We start from the raw sequence: 16,484 nt of genomic DNA, 5'->3' as shown, positions 1-16,484 counted from the left end.
CCTACTCGGTGGGGGCGACCCGGATCGTGCCGGTGGCGGTTCGCTCGACGGCGTCGGCGGCTGCCTCCTCGACGGTGGCGGCCTCCTTCGAGGTGAGCTGCAGCACGAGGGCGACGACGGCCGCGAGGACGATGAACCCGCCGTACCCGGCGATGACGGGCACGAGGCCGATCCAGGGCTCGAGCAGGCCACCGATGACGGCGGGGACGCCGAACGCCAGGTAGCTCACGACGTAGATCGTCGACAGGAGTCCCGCGCGGTGGGTCGGGGCAGCGGTCGCGAGCAGCATCCGGAGCGGCGCCTGGAACCCGGCACCGAAGCCGACGCCGGCGATCGCGCTGCCGATCACCAGGCCCGGCAGGGAGTGCGCCATCACGAACGCGACGGTGACGACCGGGCCGAGCACGAGGGCGACGAGGCCGATCAGCACGGCCTTGCGGGCGTCCATCCGCTGGATCGCGAGCCCGGTGAGCGCACCGACGCCGGTGACGACGGCGATGAGCGCGCCGGCGGCGAAGTGGTTCTCGATGCCGAACACGGCGCCGAGGGCGGACGGGACGAGCGACAGGAACATCCCGCCGAGGGCCCAGCTGGCGACGAGGGAGCCTGCCACGCTGCGGAACAGGCGACGCGAGGCCCGGGGCACGCTGATGCGCGGGCGCAGGGAGCGGAGCGCCCCGGGTCGTGGGGTGACGCGCTCGGGGACGACCACGAGCGCGATCACCATGAGGACGAGCAGGGCGCCGAAGAGGACGTACACGAGCTGTTCGGGCGCGGGACCCCACTCGACGAGGGCGCCGCTCGACAGTGCTCCGGTGGCGAGGGCGATCGGTGGGATGACGCCGTTCAGCACGCCGGCCAGCGCGGGGTGCCGCTCGAGCGAGTTGTCGATGAGCGCGGCACCGAGCGCGCCGATGAGCAGACCGACCGAGACGCCCTGCACGATGCGGTCGACGATGAGCGCGCCGACGCCGTCCGCCACGGCGAACAGGCCGAGGGAGAGGGCGACGCCGAGCCCGCCGACGACGAGCACCGGCTTCCGACCGACGTGGTCGGAGAGGCGACCGGCGACGAGCAGGCTCGCGAGCAGTCCGGCGACGTAGATCGCGAAGACGCCGGTGAGCATGAGCGGCGTGAGGTGCCACTCGGCGGCGTACACGGGGTAGATCGGCGACGGGACCGCCGACGAGGCGACCGAGACCAGGAGCATCGCCGCGAGGATCCAGAACCCGGCGACCGAGCGAACTGACTGCGCCATGGGCGCCCCTTCCTTCGTGCGCCTCGGGGACGCTGATGTACGACTGCATTCGTACAGGAGATGGCTGTACGACGCAAGTCGTACTGTGAGGGGAACGGTGGTAGCGTCCCGTCCATGCCCGCGCACGTGGAAGCCCCCGAACACCTGCCGCAACCGTCGGTGGCGGAGATGGACCTCCCGGTCGTGATGGACGCCCTGAGCGACCCGATCCGGCTCGCGATCCTGCACCGCTACCTGGTCGACGCCGCCGGTGGCATCCGCAGCTGCGGCTGGGTCGGCATCGATCGGCCGAAGTCCACGCTGACGCACCACTTCCGCGTCCTGCGCGAGGCCGGGCTCCTCGAGCAGCACCAGGAAGGGCTCACCCGCTCGAGCCGCGCCCGCATCGAGGACGTCGAGCAGCGGTTCCCGGGTCTGCTCGACCTCGTGTTCGCCTGGCAGGTCCCCGCGGCCCTGATGCGCGACGAGGTCGCCCCGTGAGCGGCGGCCCGGCCTCGGTGCACACCCTGCCGACGATCGTCGCGGAACCCGCGGTCACCGAAGCGCTCCGTCACGACCTCACCGCCGCCGGCTTCACCGTCGACCGGCTCGACGCGCTCTGGGGCTCGGAGGCAGCCGCGTCGCTGCACCGCGGCTCCCGCGTCGCTGCGCTTCGTGCCCTGGGTGGGCGCGACACCACCCCGCTGAGCACCCTCGCCACCCTGTTCGTCCTCGGTCTGCCGGTGCCCCGCGCCGACGCCGCGGCGGCCTTCCCCGACGCCGGACTCGACGCCGTCGTCGCCGCCGGCCTCGTGCGTGAGGGCGGCACTGACGACGCGGTGCACCCCGCGGTCGACCTCCGCCCCTACGCCTTCGTCGACGACCTCGGCGCCGGCAGCTGGTGGATCGTGTCCGACCTCGGGGAGCTCGCGCTCGGCACGGCCCTCGGTGAGGAGCACGTCCTCGGCATCGGCGGCGCCACCACGACGCTGTCCGGCCTGCAGGTCCCCGTGCCCGTCCGCCGGGTGCTCGACCTCGGCACCGGCTGCGGCATCCAAGCCATGCACGCTCGGCGCTTCGCCGACGAGGTCGTCGCCACCGACATCTCCCGTCGTGCGCTCGACATCGCCCGGTTCAACGCGCAGCTGAACGGCATCGACGGCATCGACTTCCGGTTCGGTTCGCTTTTCGAGCCGGTCACGGGGGAGCGCTTCGACCGCATCGTCTCGAACCCGCCGTTCGTCATCACCCCGCGCCGCGAGGGCGTGCCCTCGTACGAGTACCGCGACGGCGGCATGGTCGGGGACACCCTGGTCGAGACCGTGCTCCGGGGGCTCGCAGACCACCTCGAGCCCGGTGGGACCGCCCAACTGCTCGGCAACTGGGAGTACCGCTGGGGCTCCGACGGGCTCGACCGTGTGCGCGCCTGGTTCGCCGACACCGGGCTCGACGTCTGGGTCATCGAACGCGAGCGCCAGGACCCCGCCGCGTACGCCGAGACGTGGATCCGCGACGGCGGCACGAAGCCCGGCAGTGCCGAGTTCGACGGTCTGGTCGACGCGTGGCTCGACGACCTCCAGGATCGACGGGTGACCGGCGTCGGCTTCGGCTACGTCGTGGTCCGGAAGCCCCGGCCTGGAGGCACGTCCTGCCTCAGTCGCTTCGAGCGCGTCCCCGAGACGCTCGGCTCCAACCCCGCGGGGCTCGGTGCGACCGTCGCCCGCGTCCTCGACGCCGCCGCCTGGCTCGGCGCGCACGACGACGAGGCGCTCGCCGCGGCGCACCTCCGCGTCGCCGGTGACGTGACCGAGGAACGCTTCTACTGGCCGGGCAACGACGATCCCACCGTGATGACGCTCGTGCAGGGCGGCGGGTTCGGCCGACGGGTCGACGCGGACACGGCGCTCGCCGCGTTCGTCGGCGCGTGCGACGGCGACCTGTCCGTCGCGGCGATCATCGGCGCGATCGCCCAGATCACCGGTGCGGACGAGGGGGCGCTGACGGCGGACCTGCTGCCGCGCGCCCGTGACCTCGTGCTCGACGGCCTGCTGCTCCCCGCCTGACCCTGCGCCCGGCCCGCAAAACGCAACTGTGGCGGTTGCTCGCAGGGCTATGTCGCTGCGAGCAACCGCCGACGTTGCGTTTTGCGGAAGGGGCGGGCGGGGCGGGGCGGGACCGGCGGGCGGGCGTCAGGAGCGGTGGTTGCGCCAGGTGTGCTCGGGGGCGTAGCCGAGCAGCTCGCGCGCCTTCTCGGAGGACAGCAGCGAGCTGACGCCGTCGATGTCCGCGCGGCGCTCGATGTCGGGCACGAACTGCTCTACGAGCTCGATCGTCGGGGTGTCCATCACGGTGTCCGGGCTCGCGATGACGAACGCCTCGAAGCCGGTGAGCTCCGCCTCGAGCGACTTCCGGACGGCCTGGGCGCCGTCCCGCGAGTCGATGTACGACCACAGGTTGAAGGTCTTCGCCTCGGGGCTGGCGTCCCACGGGAACGCCGGGTAGTCCGACTCGTCCATGACGTTGGAGAACCGCAGGCCGATCATCTTCAGCTCGGGGTCCCAGCGGGTGAAGTGGCGGGCCATCTCCTCTTCCACGGCCTTGCCGAGGGAGTACGAGGACTGCGGGCGGACCGCGAAGTCCTCGTCCACCGGCAGGTACGGCGGGTGGTGCTCGCCCATCGGGATGCCGAGCAGGGTCTCGCTCGACGCCCACACGACGTTCTTGATCTTCGCGGCCCGTGCGGCGTGGAAGACGTTGATCGACGAGGTCACGTTGTTCGTGATGAGGGCGACGTCGGGCACCTGCCCGGGAGCCGGGATCGCCGCCAGGTGCACCACCGCGTCGACGTGGTCGTACCGGTCGTCGACGCCGAGCAGGACGTTCAGGACCTGGCCGTGGTCGGTCAGGTCGGTGCGGACGAACTGGACCCGCTCGGGCTTGTCGGGGGAGGGCACGCGGTCGACCAGGACCACGTCGTACCCGTGCGCATCGAGGTCGCGCACCACCGCTCGTCCGAGCTTGCCGCTGCCACCGGTCACCACTACACGCGTCATCGCGTCACTCCACATCGTCGTCGGGAGCCCCATCTTGCCGTGCGTGCCCTGGACACAACCAGGCACTGGCGGTACCTGCCCGTCGGGGGCTCGCCGCGCCTCCCGGCTAGGCCGACGGGACCGTCTGCGCGATCGCGAGCCGCGCGACCAGCTCGACGTGCTGCGCCATGTCGCGCGTCGGGTCGTACAGCCACTGGATCTGCATGCCGTCGGACACCGCGAGCAGCACGCTGGTCAGCTCGACGGGGTCGACGTCGGCGCGGAGCCGACCGTCCTCCTGCATGGCGCGGAAGTCGGCGGAGAGGTCGCGCCGGCTGCGCTCGTAGCGTTCGCGGAAGTACTCGTGCGCCGGGTGCTCCGGGTCGGTCGCGGCAGCCGCGGACAGGTTCACGAACATCTGCACGAGCCCGGGAACCTCGGTGTTGTGCCGGACGATGGCCGCGAGCAGGGCGGCGGGGTCCTCGGCGTGCCAGTCGTGCGCGAGGTCGATCTCGTCGCGGCGCCGGAGGATCTCGACCCAGAGCTCGTCCTTCGAGTCGAAGTAGTGCAGGAGCCCGGCCTGGGTCAGGCCCACCGCGTCGGCGATGTCCTTGATGCTCGTCCGCCGGAAGCCCTGCTGCGCGACGAGGTCGAGCGCGACCGTGAGGATCTCCTCGCGCTTCGCGATGCCCTTCGCGTACGAACCCCGTCGTGTCATGGCAGGACCCTACCGTCCGCCGGCGATCCGCAAAACCTAGCGGTAGTTGGTTTTGGTGGTACGGTGGCCGGAGCCGCCGAAGGAGGCGTGCGAGTCACCGACGTCGGTGGCGTACCCGAGAGAAGGCTGCAGTGGCCAACGACGCCCGGACCGTTTCAGACACCCCGACTGCGGTCGCCCCGACCCACGGCCGCGGTGGACCGCTGATGTACACGCTCGGCATGCCGATCGCGATGCTCGGCTTGTACATCGCCCTGCTGCCGCCGGTGCTCGTCGCCATGGCGCTCAAGGTCGCCGAGATCGCGCCCGACAACCAGGCCGGTGTCCTCGGCCTGGCCCTCGGCATCGGCGCGTTCGCCGCGATGGTCGCCAACCCCCTGGCCGGTCGGTTCAGCGACCGGACCGCCGGGAGGCTCGGCATGCGTCGTCCGTGGATCATCGGTGGCACCGTGGTCGGGTTCGCAGCCCTCGTGGTCGTCGCGACGACGTCGTCCACCGTCGTGCTCGTGATCGGCTGGGGTGTCGCGCAGATCGCCTACAACGCGACCATCGCCGCGCTCACCGCCGTGCTGCCGGACCACGTCACCCGTTCGCAGCGCGGTCGCGTGGCGGCGCTCCTCGGGCTCGCGCAGAACCTCGCGCTGGTCGGCGGGACCTTCCTGGTGCAGCTGTTCTCCACGTCGGCGACGCAGATGATCGTCCCCGGTGCCATCGGCTCGGTCGTGGTCGTCCTGTACGCGCTGCTCTTCCGCGACCGTGTGCTGCCGAACCGTCCGACCTCGCGGCTCGGCATCGGGCAGCTCTTCGGTTCGTTCGTGTTCAACCCCGTGAAGCACCCCGACCTCGGCTGGGCCTGGCTGACGCGCTTCATGATGGTCGCGGCGCAGTACACGGCCGTGAGCTACCTGACCTACTTCCTCCGCGACGACATCGGGGTGAACGCCTCGAACCTGGCGAACGCGGTGTTCCAGGGCACGCTCTGGAACGTGGTCGGCATCGTCCTGACGTCGCTCGTCGCCGGCTGGCTGTCCGACAAGCTCGGCCGCCGGAAGCTCTTCGTCGCGGTCGCCGGGATCGTCGGCGTGGTGGGGCTCGTGATCATCGCGCTCGCGCCGTCGCTCGGCATGGTCCTGGTCGGCGAGTTCGTGATGGGCGCCGGGATGGGCGTCTTCTACGCCGTCGACCTGGCACTCATCACCGACGTGCTGCCGTCCGACGAGGACAACGCGAAGGACCTCGGCGTCGTCAACATCGCGCAGGCCCTGCCGCAGTCGATCGTGCCCGCCGCCGCTCCCGGGGTGATCGCCCTGACCGGCGGCTACAGCGGCTTCTTCATCACCGGCGCCGTCGTCGGGCTGCTCGGGATCGTCTCCGTGTCCCGCATCCGCGGCGTGCGCTGACCACGCTTCCCAGGCTCTGAACGAAAGGACCGACCACCGTGACCACCGTGAACCCTGCCTCCAGCACGGCCGAGCACATCGATGCGCTCGTCGACCGGCTGACCACCGACGAGAAGGTGCAGCTCCTGACCGGGCGCGACTTCTGGACCACCTGGCCCATCGAGGAGATCGGGCTGCGCCGGATCCTGATGTCGGACGGCCCCTCGGGCGTCCGTGGTGAGGTCTGGGACGAGCGCGACCCGTCGCTGAACCTGCCCTCGGCGACCGCGCTGTCGGCGTCCTGGGACCGCGCGATCGCGAAGCGCTACGGCGCCGCAGCAGCCGTCGAGGCACGCCGCAAGGGCGTCGACGTCGTCCTCGGCCCGACCATCAACCTGCACCGCTCGCCGCTCGGCGGCCGGCACTTCGAGGCGTTCAGCGAGGACCCGGTCCTGACCGGTGACCTGGCTACGTCGTACGTCGACGGTGTGCAGGAGAACGGTGTCGCCGCGACCCCGAAGCACTACATCGCGAACGACTACGAGACCGACCGCTTCACCGCGTCGACCGAGGTCTCCGACCGGGCCCTGCGCGAGCTGTACCTGCTCGCGTTCGAGAAGGCCGTGACCGAGGCGCACGCCTGGGCGGTCATGTCGTCGTACAACGCGATCAACGGGGTCACCGCGTCGGAGAACGACCTGCTCGAGACGCCGCTGAACTCGGAGTGGGGCTTCGACGGCATCGTCGTGTCCGACTGGACCGGGGTGCGTTCGGTGGACTCGGCGAAGGCGTCGCAGGACGTCGCGATGCCCGGGCCGAACCCGTGGTGGAGCGAGGGTCCGCTGCTCGCCGCCGTCCAGTCCGGCGAGGTGCCGATGGCGGCGATCGACCGCAAGGTCCGCCGCATCCTGACCCTGGCCGCCCGCGTGGGCGCACTCGAGGGCTTCGAGCCCGTGGCCGCGCAGCCGGTGCACGTCGAGGACGGCGTCGCGTTCGTCCGCGAGGCCGAGGCCGAGGGCACCGTCCTGGTCCGCAACACCGGTGTCCTGCCGCTCGATGCCCCCGCCGTCTCGCGCATCGCGGTGATCGGCCACAACGCCGACCAGGCCCGCACGCAGGGCGGTGGCTCGGCCACGGTCGTGCCGTCGCAGGTCGTCTCGCCGCTGGACGGCATCCGTGCAGCGTTCCCGGGCGCCACGGTCGACTACGCGATCGGTGCCGTCGTGCAGGAGGGCATCGCGGAGTTCCCGCTGTCCACCATCACGAACCCCGGCACCGGTGAGCCCGGAGCGCGGGTCGCGTTCGTCAAGGACGGCGAGGAGCTGTTCGTCGAGGACCGCCGTGCCACGGCGCTGTTCTGGTTCGGCGGCGACGCCCCCACGCGCGAGGCCGACCGGCTCGACATCACCGCGACCTACACCGCCGAGTCGACCGGCACAGTGCGGATCGGCATCGGCGCAGCCGGCCGGTCGCGGATGTGGATCGACGGCGAGCTCGTGCTCGACGAGGACGTGGCGTTCGAGGGCGACCAGCTCGGCGCGGCGTTCCTCAACCCGCCGGCGCGCTCGGTGCCCGTGTCGGTGACCGCAGGGCAGGACGTCGCGATCCGCATCGAGTACGACGTCATCCAGGACGAGACGCTCGGCGGGGTGCTCGCGTACCAGTTCGGCACCGAGCCCTCCGACGAGGACCCGACGGTGCTCATCGACGCCGCCGTCGCCGCTGCCACCGGTGCGGACGTCGCCGTCGTCGTGGTCGGGACGAACTCGAAGGTCGAGTCCGAGGGGTACGACCGCTCGTCGCTCGCGCTACCAGGGCACCAGGACGACCTGGTCCGTGCCGTCGCCGCCGCGAACCCGAACACGATCGTGGCCGTCAACGCCGGGTCGCCGGTGGAGATGCCGTGGCGGAACGACGTCGCCGCGGTCCTGCTGACCTGGTTCGGCGGGCAGGAGTACGGCAACGCCCTCGCCGACGTGCTCACCGGCGCGCAGGAGCCTGGCGGTCGCCTGCCCACCACGTGGCCGGTCGCGATGGCCGACGTCCCCGTGCTCGACGTCACGCCGGTCGACGGGAAGGTCGCGTACGACGAGGGTGTGCACATCGGCTACCGCGCCTGGCTCCGCGCCGGGACCGAGCCGGCGTACCCGTTCGGGCACGGCCTCGGCTACACGACCTGGACGATCGACGGGGTCACGGCGACCCCGACCGTCCGCGAGGGCGACGCGGTGATCGTGACCGCGACGGTGGCGAACACGGGCGACCGGGCCGGCAAGCACGTGGTGCAGGTGTACGCATCGCGGGAGGACTCGGCCGTCGACCGTCCGGTGCGGTGGCTCGTCGGGTTCGCCCCGGTCCGCCTCGGCGCGGGGGAGTCGACCGAGGTCTCGATCGAGGTCCCGGCGCGGGCGTTCGCGCATTGGGACGGCTCCTGGCAGTACGAGTCGGGCGCCTTCACGCTGCACGTGGGTGCGTCGGTTGCTGACGTATCCAGCACGGTGGCCCTCGAATTGGAGTGATTCGTCCGGTTTCCGCGCTGACCTGATCTTCATTCAGTAGCATCTACTTGCGCCAGGCGGCTGGTTACCGTCGGCGTGCGCACCGAGAACGGGGTCGCCACGCGTGCGACACGGTCTCCTGATCCGGCCGATGGAGCCCTGGTGGCCCCGGTGCGTCAAGAATGCGTCCCCGCGTCCGCGCGGGGACGCATTCGTTTTTTCCTCACGTCAACCGATTGACTTCTTGCGGCGCTGGAGAAACGGGTGATCGATCGTCATGTTTCCCGGCCAGTAACCGCAAGTCAGTGTGACAAACCGCTCGGTAGGTGGAACGATGAGTGCACCATCTCGTGCGGATCAGGGACGAGATGGTCATCCGGCCGGGCTCCCGGGGACTCACCAACCTCGGCGCGGGCCCAGCCGGATGCCCTGGTCCTCGTGGGGAGCCTCGTCGGCCCCCTCGATGGTGGCTCAGCCCGCGTCGACCGCGGTTCAGCCCGCGACGCGGACGGCCGGCGCGATCTCCTCGGCGACGATGCGCAGGATCCGCTCGTGGGACGCCGCGTCGCCGTTCGCCGGCAGGGTGATGACGAGCTCGTCCGTCGCCGTGACGGCCGGGTCGGCGAGCAGGGCGTCGACGATCGCGGACGGCTCGCCGGAGAGCACCGTGCTGAACCGGAACGGCGGCGTGCCCGACAGCGGGCGACCCTCGTCGTCCATGCCGGCGGCGTACCCGGTGAGGAACTCCTCGTGCACGGCGCGGTCGTGGTCGTCGAGCAGCGGCACGACGATCCGGCCGACGGCGACCTTCGACGTGCGGTCGGGGCGCAACGCGGCGAAGCGCTCGCGGTACGCCACGATCTGGTCCGCCTGCGCCTCGGCGAAGGGTGCGCCGGTGTCCTCGGTGTTGAGCGTCGAGCAGTGCAACAGCAGACCCTTCTCGGCCGTGCGCACCGCGGTGCCCATGCTGCCGCCACCCCACCAGACCCGGTTCCGGAGCTCGGGGCTGAGTGGCTGGAGCGTCAGGTCGGCACCGGCGGGGATGCTCTCGTAGCCCTTGCCCGCGCTTCCGAGCGGCTCGCCCTGCAGTACCTCGAGCAGGCGTGCGGCCCGCGCCTCGGCCTCGTCGCGGAAGCTCCGCTCCGATCCGCCGAACACCGGGTCGAGGATCGGTCCGTAGCCGGCGATGCCCGTGCTGATGCCGAGCTGCACGCGACCGCCGCTGAGCAGGTCGACCGTGCTGGCGTCCTCGGCGAGGCGCACCGGGTCCTCGTAGCGCATGCCGAGCACGGCGGTGCCGAACCCGATCGTGCTGGTCCGCTGCGCCGCCGCCGCGAAGAACGTCATCGGGCTCGTCAGGAACGGCTCGAAGTGCCGCCCCCGGACCCAGCCGGTGCCGTAGCCGAGGGACTCGGCCGTCTCGAACAGGCGAAGCCCGTCCTCGAGCGCGGCAGCCGCGCCGGCGGTACCGCCGTGGTTCGGGACGAAGGAGAGGAAGCCGAGTTCGCGCACGACGCGAGTCTATGCGCACGCATCGAGGGACGCTCTGGTCCGTCACGGATCGGACTGGAGGCGCGGGGCGGCCCCGACCCGCGCCTCCCGTCCGCCCCGGTGGTACCTGGGAGGATGGACGCATGACGGACGTCACCACCCTGCCACCGCTCGTCGCGGCGCTCCCCGCGGCCGACGGCGGCGCCGTCGACCCCGACGAGGTCTACGAGGCCTTCGCCGCGTGGGCCGCGGAGGGCGGACGACCGCTCTACCCGGCGCAGGACGAAGCACTCATCGAACTCGTGTCCGGCAACAACGTGGTGCTCAGCACCCCCACCGGCACGGGCAAGTCGCTGGTGGCCGCCGGAGCGCATTTCGCGGCGCTCGCCGAGGGGAAACGCAGCTACTACACGGCACCGATCAAGGCGCTCGTCTCGGAGAAGTTCTTCCAGCTCGTCGACCTGTTCGGTGCCCAGAACGTCGGCATGGTCACGGGCGACTCGAGCGTCAACGCCGACGCGCCCATCGTCTGCTGCACCGCCGAGATCCTGGCGAACCTCGCGCTCCGACAGGGGTCGGACGCCGACGTCGACGTCGTCGTGATGGACGAGTTCCACTTCTACGGCGACCCCGACCGCGGCTGGGCCTGGCAGGTCCCGCTGCTCGTGCTCGAGCGGGCGCAGTTCCTCCTGATGTCCGCGACCCTCGGCGACGTGACGACCATCGCCGACGACCTGTCGCGGCGGACCGGACGGCCGACGGCCCGCGTGACCGGTGTCTCGCGCCCCGTGCCGCTCGCGTACGAGTACGTGATGACGCCCGTGCAGGAGACCGTCGAGCGGCTGCTGGAGGAGGGCAAGGCGCCGATCTACATCGTGCACTTCGCGCAGGCCGCGGCGCTGGAACGCGCACAGTCGCTCATGTCGGCTCGCGTCGCTGATCGGGCGCGTCGTGACCAGATCGCGGAAGCGATCGCGGGCTTCCGGTTCAGCGCCGGCTTCGGACAGACCCTGTCCCGCCTGATCCGCGCCGGCATCGGCGTGCACCACGCCGGCATGCTGCCCAAGTACCGACGGCTCGTCGAGCAGCTCGCCCAGCGCGGACTGCTGCCGGTGATCTGCGGGACCGACACCCTGGGCGTCGGGATCAACGTGCCGATCCGCGCGGTGCTGTTCACCGGGCTGACCAAGTTCGACGGCACGAAGATGCGGCAGCTGTCCGCGCGCGAGCTCCACCAGATCGCCGGACGTGCCGGACGTGCCGGGTACGACACCGAGGGTGACGTCGTCGCCGAGGCCCCCGAGCACGACATCGAGAACGCCCGGGCCGTGGCCAAGGCCGGCGACGACCCGAAGAAGAAGAGCAAGATCAAGCGGAAGAAGGCCCCCGAGGGGTTCGTCTCCTGGGGGCAGGCGTCGTTCGAGCGGCTGATCGGCGCCGAGCCCGAGCCGATGGTGTCGCGGATGCGGATCACCCACGCGATGGTGCTCTCGGTCGTCGCCCGTGGAGGGGATGCCTTCGCGGACGTCCGGTCGCTGGTCTACGACAACCACGAACCGCGCTCCCGGCAGCTCGCGATGGCCCGGCGGGCACTCGTCATCGCCCGGACCCTCATCAACGCGCGGGTGATCGAGAAGGTCGACGGCGCCTACCGACTCACGGTCGACATCGCGCCCAACTTCGCGCTCAACCAGCCGCTGTCACCGTTCGCGCTCGCCGCGTTCGAGCTGCTCGACCCCGATTCCCCCAGCTACGCGCTGGACATGGTCTCGATCGTCGAGGCGACACTGGACGACCCGCGAGCGATCCTGTCGCAGCAGCAGTTCAAGGAGCGCGGCGAAGAGGTCGCCCGCATGAAGCGCGAGGGCATCGAGTACGAGGAGCGGATGGAGCTGCTCGAGGAGGTCACGTGGCCCAAGCCGCTCAACGAGCTGCTCGAGGCCGCGTACGAGGCGTACGCGGCCGAGCAGCCCTGGGTCCTCGACTTCCAGCTGTCCCCGAAGGCCGTCGTGCGCGACATGTACGAGCGGGCGATGACCTTCGGTGACTTCGTGCGGTTCTACCAGCTCACCCGGTCCGAGGGGCTCGTGCTCCGCTACCTGTCCGACGCCTACCGCACCATGCGGCAGACCATCACCGAGGAACAGCGGACCCAGGAGCTCGACGACCTGATCGAGTGGCTCGGCGAGGTCGTGAAGCAGACCGACTCCTCGCTCGTCGACGAGTGGGAAGCGCTCATGAACGGGGACGTGCTGCTCGCCGCTGAGGAGCACGAGGAGATCGCGCCGCCACAGCCCGCGCGGCTCACCGGCAACGTGCGGGCCTTCCGCGTGCTCGTCCGCAACGCGCTGTTCCAGCGGGTCCTGCTCGCCGCCGCGGACGACCCCGACGGTCTCGGTGAGCTCGACGCGCAGGACGGGTTCGACCGGTCCGCGTGGGACACCGTGCTCGAGGAGTACTACGAGTCGCACGACGAGGTCGGGACGGATGCCGACGCCCGGTCGATGCAGTACCTGGCGCTCGATGAGACGGGCGCGGCGTCGAGCCCGCGCGTGTGGCGGGCGCGGCAGACCTTCGCCGACCCGTCGGGTGACCGGGACTTCGGGTTCTCGGCGACGATCGACCTCGACGCCTCGGACGAAGCGGGCGAGGCCGTCGTGCGGGTGACCGAGATCGGCCGGTTCGACGGGTGGTCCGAAGTGGACGTGGACTGAACCCCGTGGCGGTGACCGTGCGTGACCTCGGCGCGGACGACGTCGATGCGCTGCAGGAGTTGCTGGAGAGCATCCCCGACTACGCCGAGCGGATCACCGGGTACCCGCCCGGGCCGTCGGACGGGCTCAGCGCGCTGCTGTCGGTGCCGGACGGGTTCGGGGCCGGCGGTCCGGGCGTCGGCGGTCGCGACGCCTCTGGGAAGTACGGCATCGGACTGTGGGACGGCGCACAGCTGGTCGCGTTCGCGGACGTGCTGATCGGGTACCCGTCGGCGTCGTTCGCCTTCATCGGCCTGCTCGTCGTGCGGGGCGACCGGCAGCAGGAAGGGCTCGGGGCGGCGATGCACGAGGCCGTCGTCGATCGTGCCCGCTCGGCACCGGGAGTCGCGCGGCTCCGGCTCGGCATCGTCGCCACGAACGCGGAGGTCGCGGAACCGTTCTGGCGGGCACTCGGCTACGAGCCGACGGGGGAGCGGAAGCCGTACCGGTACGACCACCTCGAGAGCACCGTGGCGCTGTGGGAACGGCTGCTCTGACGACCGGGTAGGTTCGACGCCAGCCCCGGGCCGCCCGGTCACGGGGCCATCGAGAGGACACCCCACCGTGCGCATCGGATCGAGCATCGCCCTGATCGTCATCGGCGCCATCGTGGCGTTCGCCCTGAACATCCAGCTCGCCGGCGTCGACCTGCGACTGATCGGCTACATCCTGATGGCGGCCGGCGTCGTGCTGCTCATCATCAGCCTCGCCGTGGCCTTCGGCGGGCGCCGGACCACCACGACCACCCGCTCGGGCGTCGACCCGGCGTCGGGGGAGCAGATCACGCGGCAGGACCGCCGCGACGGCACGTACTGAGTGACGCGCTCGCCGCGGTCGGTCGTTCGAGCGGACGCGGCGGGCGTTCAGGTCGTTGCGGCGCTGGTCAGAACGTCGCGGCGCTGGTCAGAACAGGGTCGCGGGCGGGGTCGCCTCGGGGAGCGCGGCGGGTTCGGTGACATCGACGCCGGGCCAGCCCGGGCCGTGCGGCACGTCGGTGCCCTGCTGGTACGCCGTCGCGGCACCGCGGGCGCGGACGTCAGCGGCCTCGTTCATCTCGTGACCCATGTGGCCGCGCACCCACTCGAAGGTGACCTTGCGGCCCTGCAGCTCGGCGTCGAGCTCCTTGATGATCTCGACGTTGAGGACCGGCTTGCCGTCGGCCTTCCGCCAGCCCTTGCGCTTCCAGCCGGCGAGCCACTCGGTGCAGGCCTTGATGGCGTACTGGCTGTCGCAGAGGATGTGCAGCGGCTCGCCGGTGTCCTTCGTGGCACGCAGGAGCTGCAGCACGGCGGTGAGTTCGCCCTGGTTGTTCGTCCCTCGGGGCCAGCCGCCGGCTGCCCACCGGTCGTCGTCGACGTACCAGGCCCATCCGGCGGGGCCGGGGTTGCCGAGGGCTGAGCCGTCTGCTGCGGCGACGATCGTCACGGGGGACCTCCTGCTGGTGCGAGTGCTGGTCAACCGTAACGGACGGCACCGACCCCCATCGCTCAGCGCGCGGCCGGGTCCAGGTCGAGGACGGTGTCCTCGTAGATCCAGCCGTCGTTCCCGATCTGCATGGTCGGGTTCAGCCAGCGGAGCTCCGGGACGGTGATCCCGAAGCGCTTCGCGACCGTCGTCTGGTCGTCACCGTGGGCCACCTGGTACCGCGTGGGCGTGCCGTGCTGCCCGTCGTAGTGCTCGCCGTCCTGGTCGAACACGTACCCGTAGGCGCCGGGACGGGCCTTCCCCACGGTGACCCGCATGTCCGGGAACGGGTTCGGGATCTTCCAGTCGAGCGTGCCGAGCCCGAGGACCGACCCGACCCACGGCCGCTCCGCGTCGACGCCGTTGCCGGACGGAGCGGGGACCAGGACCACGTCGTGCAGGAAGTCCGGGTGCTGCCCGGCGGTGCGCAGGCTCACACCGGTGGGGACCGGCCCGGCGACGTCCCAGGTCGTCTTCCCCATCGCCTGGTTGTCCCAGTAGTCGCCGTACGCCGCTTTCCGCCGGAACTCGACCGTCATCGGCTGCGGCTCGGTCGTGTGGTAGCCGGAGAACTCCGCTTCGAACGTCCCTCGGTCGTCGGCGACGACGCGCACGTGGATCCGGGTGTCACCGCTCTTCGACACCGCCTCGGTCTCGGCGACGACGGTCCCCTCGGGGAACGCCTGATCGGAGCTGGCCTGCTCGGTGCCGGGCGTCGCGTTCGGCCCAGGCGTCCCGCCGCCGCCGTCGACCGAGGCCTGCCGGGTCGGCTTCGGCACGCTGCCGTCCCCACCGAACGCCGTGCACCCGGTGAGCAGCAGCCCCGTCACCACCGTCCCGACGGCCAGCGCCGTGGCCGTGCGTCCCCGTCGCGTCGTTGCTCGTTGCATCGTCGTTCCCCCTCGCCGAGATCGTAGCGAGCATCCCGGCCCCGACCCGGACGTCGTGACCGAACTGGTACCCGGGACCCACGGACTACCGTCCGTGCCATGAGCGACAGCATCCCGAACGCACCCGGGCCCGAACCGTCCGACGACCGAGCCCGCACCGACGCCCTGCGCGAGCGGACGCAACACGACGACGAGCAGGGTTCGGGGGAGCGGGAGCAGCGCGCGGCGGACACCTCCTACAGCCCGTCGAGCGAGCGGGAGACGGAAGCGTCGCAGACCCAGCAGCGCGATCGAGCCGACCTGGAGGAGGACGGCATCGACCCGTCGCGGATCGTCGCGGCACCGGGGACCGGTGGCGCTGACGACGCGGGCGACGTCGAGCCGGAGCCGGGCGACCTCAACCTGCCGTGGCAGTCCGAGGAGGACCGGAAGGGCTAGCGCGACACCCGGTCGAGCTCCCGCACGAGTTCCTCGCCGTCGCGGACGTCCCAGAACGCGAACACCTGCGGGCCGAACAGTCCGTCGAGCCCGGTGTTGGCGTAGATCCGGGCGGTCGCAGCCCATCCGAACAGGGCCGACACCCCAGCGGCGCCGTCGGAGTTCCACTCGACAGAGCAGTGGCGTCGGCCACTGGTCCAGGTGACGGTCCGATCGGTCCGTCCGACCGGTACCTCACGCGAGCCGCGGGGCGTGATGATGAGCGCTCGGCGGTTCGTGAGGGCGTAGGTCGTCGAACGCTTCCGGTGTCGCTTGACGAGGAAGCGCCCGAACACGAGGTGCAGGCCGATGAGCACGAAGGCGCCCCCGAAGAGGGCGAAGAAGACTGGCGCGCCCGACGTCAGCGCGTTCGCCTCCCAGAACACGGCGAAACCGCACCACAGCACGGAGAAGGGGACGAGGAGTCCGTCTCTGCCGGAGAAGACCTTCGACGGATCGCCCGCGCCGGCCCAGTAGAGCTGCTCGTCGGGCCGGAGATGCTCCCGGGCAGTGCGCTGAGGATCGTTCACACTCCGAACCTACGG

14 protein-coding genes and 1 pseudogene are annotated in these 16,484 nt (G+C 71.3%); 8 read left to right on the top strand and 7 right to left on the bottom strand.

Annotated features, from left to right (window positions below):
* Position 1: 1 nt before the first annotated feature.
* Positions 2-1,258 carry an MFS transporter gene (locus BIU96_RS03580; protein WP_071291241.1) on the bottom strand — a complete coding sequence of 419 codons (1,257 nt, stop codon included), beginning with the start codon at positions 1,256-1,258 and terminating at the stop codon, positions 2-4.
* Between the two features lie 114 nt (positions 1,259-1,372).
* On the opposite strand from BIU96_RS03580, the gene BIU96_RS03575 reads away from it, so the two are divergent.
* Positions 1,373-1,738, top strand: coding sequence for a helix-turn-helix transcriptional regulator (locus BIU96_RS03575; RefSeq protein ID WP_071291240.1), 366 nt, complete (start codon positions 1,373-1,375; stop codon positions 1,736-1,738).
* Entirely contained in the window at positions 1,735-3,300 is a 1,566-nt protein-coding gene (locus tag BIU96_RS03570; RefSeq protein ID WP_254785937.1) for a methyltransferase, read from the top strand. The genes BIU96_RS03575 and BIU96_RS03570 overlap by 4 nt, the downstream gene beginning before the upstream one ends.
* 126 nt (positions 3,301-3,426) lie before the next feature.
* Here BIU96_RS03570 and BIU96_RS03565 read toward each other — a convergent pair whose 3' ends face one another.
* Positions 3,427-4,290: an NAD(P)-dependent oxidoreductase gene (locus BIU96_RS03565; RefSeq protein WP_071291260.1), complete on the bottom strand. Its 864-nt coding sequence runs from the start codon at positions 4,288-4,290 to the stop codon at positions 3,427-3,429.
* A gap of 106 nt (positions 4,291-4,396) precedes the next feature.
* Complete coding sequence (locus BIU96_RS03560) at positions 4,397-4,987, bottom strand: TetR/AcrR family transcriptional regulator (RefSeq protein ID WP_071291239.1); 591 nt, start codon at positions 4,985-4,987, stop codon at positions 4,397-4,399.
* A 131-nt stretch (positions 4,988-5,118) separates the two neighbouring features.
* Here BIU96_RS03560 and BIU96_RS03555 point away from each other — a divergent pair, with 131 nt between their 5' ends.
* Together BIU96_RS03555 and BIU96_RS03550 are read left to right on the top strand one after the other, a co-directional pair.
* A complete protein-coding gene (locus tag BIU96_RS03555; protein WP_254785935.1) occupies positions 5,119-6,387 on the top strand; it encodes an MFS transporter in 1,269 nt (422 codons plus the stop codon).
* A 38-nt stretch (positions 6,388-6,425) separates the two neighbouring features.
* Positions 6,426-8,885, top strand: coding sequence for a glycoside hydrolase family 3 C-terminal domain-containing protein (locus tag BIU96_RS03550; RefSeq protein ID WP_071291238.1), 2,460 nt, complete (start codon positions 6,426-6,428; stop codon positions 8,883-8,885).
* Between the two features lie 471 nt (positions 8,886-9,356).
* Here the strand turns inward: BIU96_RS03550 and BIU96_RS03545 are convergent, their stop codons facing one another.
* The gene (locus BIU96_RS03545) at positions 9,357-10,376 is read right to left on the bottom strand and encodes an LLM class flavin-dependent oxidoreductase (RefSeq protein WP_071291237.1); all 1,020 of its coding nucleotides are present in this window, start codon (positions 10,374-10,376) and stop codon (positions 9,357-9,359) included.
* Between the two features lie 122 nt (positions 10,377-10,498).
* On the opposite strand from BIU96_RS03545, the gene BIU96_RS03540 reads away from it, so the two are divergent.
* From BIU96_RS03540 to BIU96_RS03530, 3 genes are all read left to right on the top strand, one after another.
* Positions 10,499-13,069 carry an RNA helicase gene (locus BIU96_RS03540; protein ID WP_071291236.1) on the top strand — a complete coding sequence of 857 codons (2,571 nt, stop codon included), beginning with the start codon at positions 10,499-10,501 and terminating at the stop codon, positions 13,067-13,069.
* A 5-nt stretch (positions 13,070-13,074) separates the two neighbouring features.
* Positions 13,075-13,605, top strand: a complete 531-nt coding sequence (locus tag BIU96_RS03535; RefSeq protein WP_071291235.1) for a GNAT family N-acetyltransferase — start codon at positions 13,075-13,077, stop codon at positions 13,603-13,605.
* 67 nt (positions 13,606-13,672) lie between these two features.
* Positions 13,673-13,924 carry a DUF6458 family protein gene (locus BIU96_RS03530; protein ID WP_071291234.1) on the top strand — a complete coding sequence of 84 codons (252 nt, stop codon included), beginning with the start codon at positions 13,673-13,675 and terminating at the stop codon, positions 13,922-13,924.
* Positions 13,925-14,071: 147 nt separating this feature from the next.
* On the opposite strand, the pseudogene BIU96_RS03525 reads toward BIU96_RS03530, so the two are convergent.
* Positions 14,072-14,533 (bottom strand): annotated as a pseudogene (locus BIU96_RS03525) (ribonuclease H); the annotation flags it as partial.
* A gap of 62 nt (positions 14,534-14,595) precedes the next feature.
* Positions 14,596-15,462: a LysM domain-containing protein gene (locus BIU96_RS03520; protein ID WP_071291232.1), complete on the bottom strand. Its 867-nt coding sequence runs from the start codon at positions 15,460-15,462 to the stop codon at positions 14,596-14,598.
* 99 nt (positions 15,463-15,561) lie between these two features.
* Here BIU96_RS03520 and BIU96_RS19305 point away from each other — a divergent pair, with 99 nt between their 5' ends.
* A complete protein-coding gene (locus BIU96_RS19305; RefSeq protein ID WP_071291231.1) occupies positions 15,562-15,900 on the top strand; it encodes a hypothetical protein in 339 nt (112 codons plus the stop codon).
* Here BIU96_RS19305 and BIU96_RS03510 read toward each other — a convergent pair.
* Complete coding sequence (locus BIU96_RS03510; protein WP_071291230.1) at positions 15,897-16,469, bottom strand: hypothetical protein; 573 nt, start codon at positions 16,467-16,469, stop codon at positions 15,897-15,899. The two genes, BIU96_RS19305 and BIU96_RS03510, sit on opposite strands and share 4 nt — an antisense overlap.
* Positions 16,470-16,484 lie beyond the last annotated feature (15 nt).

Origin of the sequence: Curtobacterium sp. MCBA15_008 (assembly GCF_001865065.1) — a bacterium.
Taxonomy (GTDB): Bacteria; Actinomycetota; Actinomycetes; order Actinomycetales; family Microbacteriaceae; genus Curtobacterium.
Note: the sequence above shows the minus strand (reverse complement) of the source record. Positions and strands in the feature narration are given on the sequence as shown.

Excerpts from the sequence above, each read along its gene's own strand:
- BIU96_RS03580 (WP_071291241.1), bottom strand. The coding sequence starts at position 1,258 with ATGGCGCAGTCAGTTCGCTCGGTCGCCGGGTTCTGGATCCTCGCGGCG.
- BIU96_RS03575 (WP_071291240.1), top strand. The coding sequence starts at position 1,373 with ATGCCCGCGCACGTGGAAGCCCCCGAACACCTGCCGCAACCGTCGGTG.
- BIU96_RS03565 (WP_071291260.1), bottom strand. The coding sequence starts at position 4,290 with ATGACGCGTGTAGTGGTGACCGGTGGCAGCGGCAAGCTCGGACGAGCG.
- BIU96_RS03560 (WP_071291239.1), bottom strand. The coding sequence starts at position 4,987 with ATGACACGACGGGGTTCGTACGCGAAGGGCATCGCGAAGCGCGAGGAG.
- BIU96_RS03540 (WP_071291236.1), top strand. The coding sequence starts at position 10,499 with ATGACGGACGTCACCACCCTGCCACCGCTCGTCGCGGCGCTCCCCGCG.
- BIU96_RS03520 (WP_071291232.1), bottom strand. The coding sequence starts at position 15,462 with ATGCAACGAGCAACGACGCGACGGGGACGCACGGCCACGGCGCTGGCC.
- BIU96_RS19305 (WP_071291231.1), top strand. The coding sequence starts at position 15,562 with ATGAGCGACAGCATCCCGAACGCACCCGGGCCCGAACCGTCCGACGAC.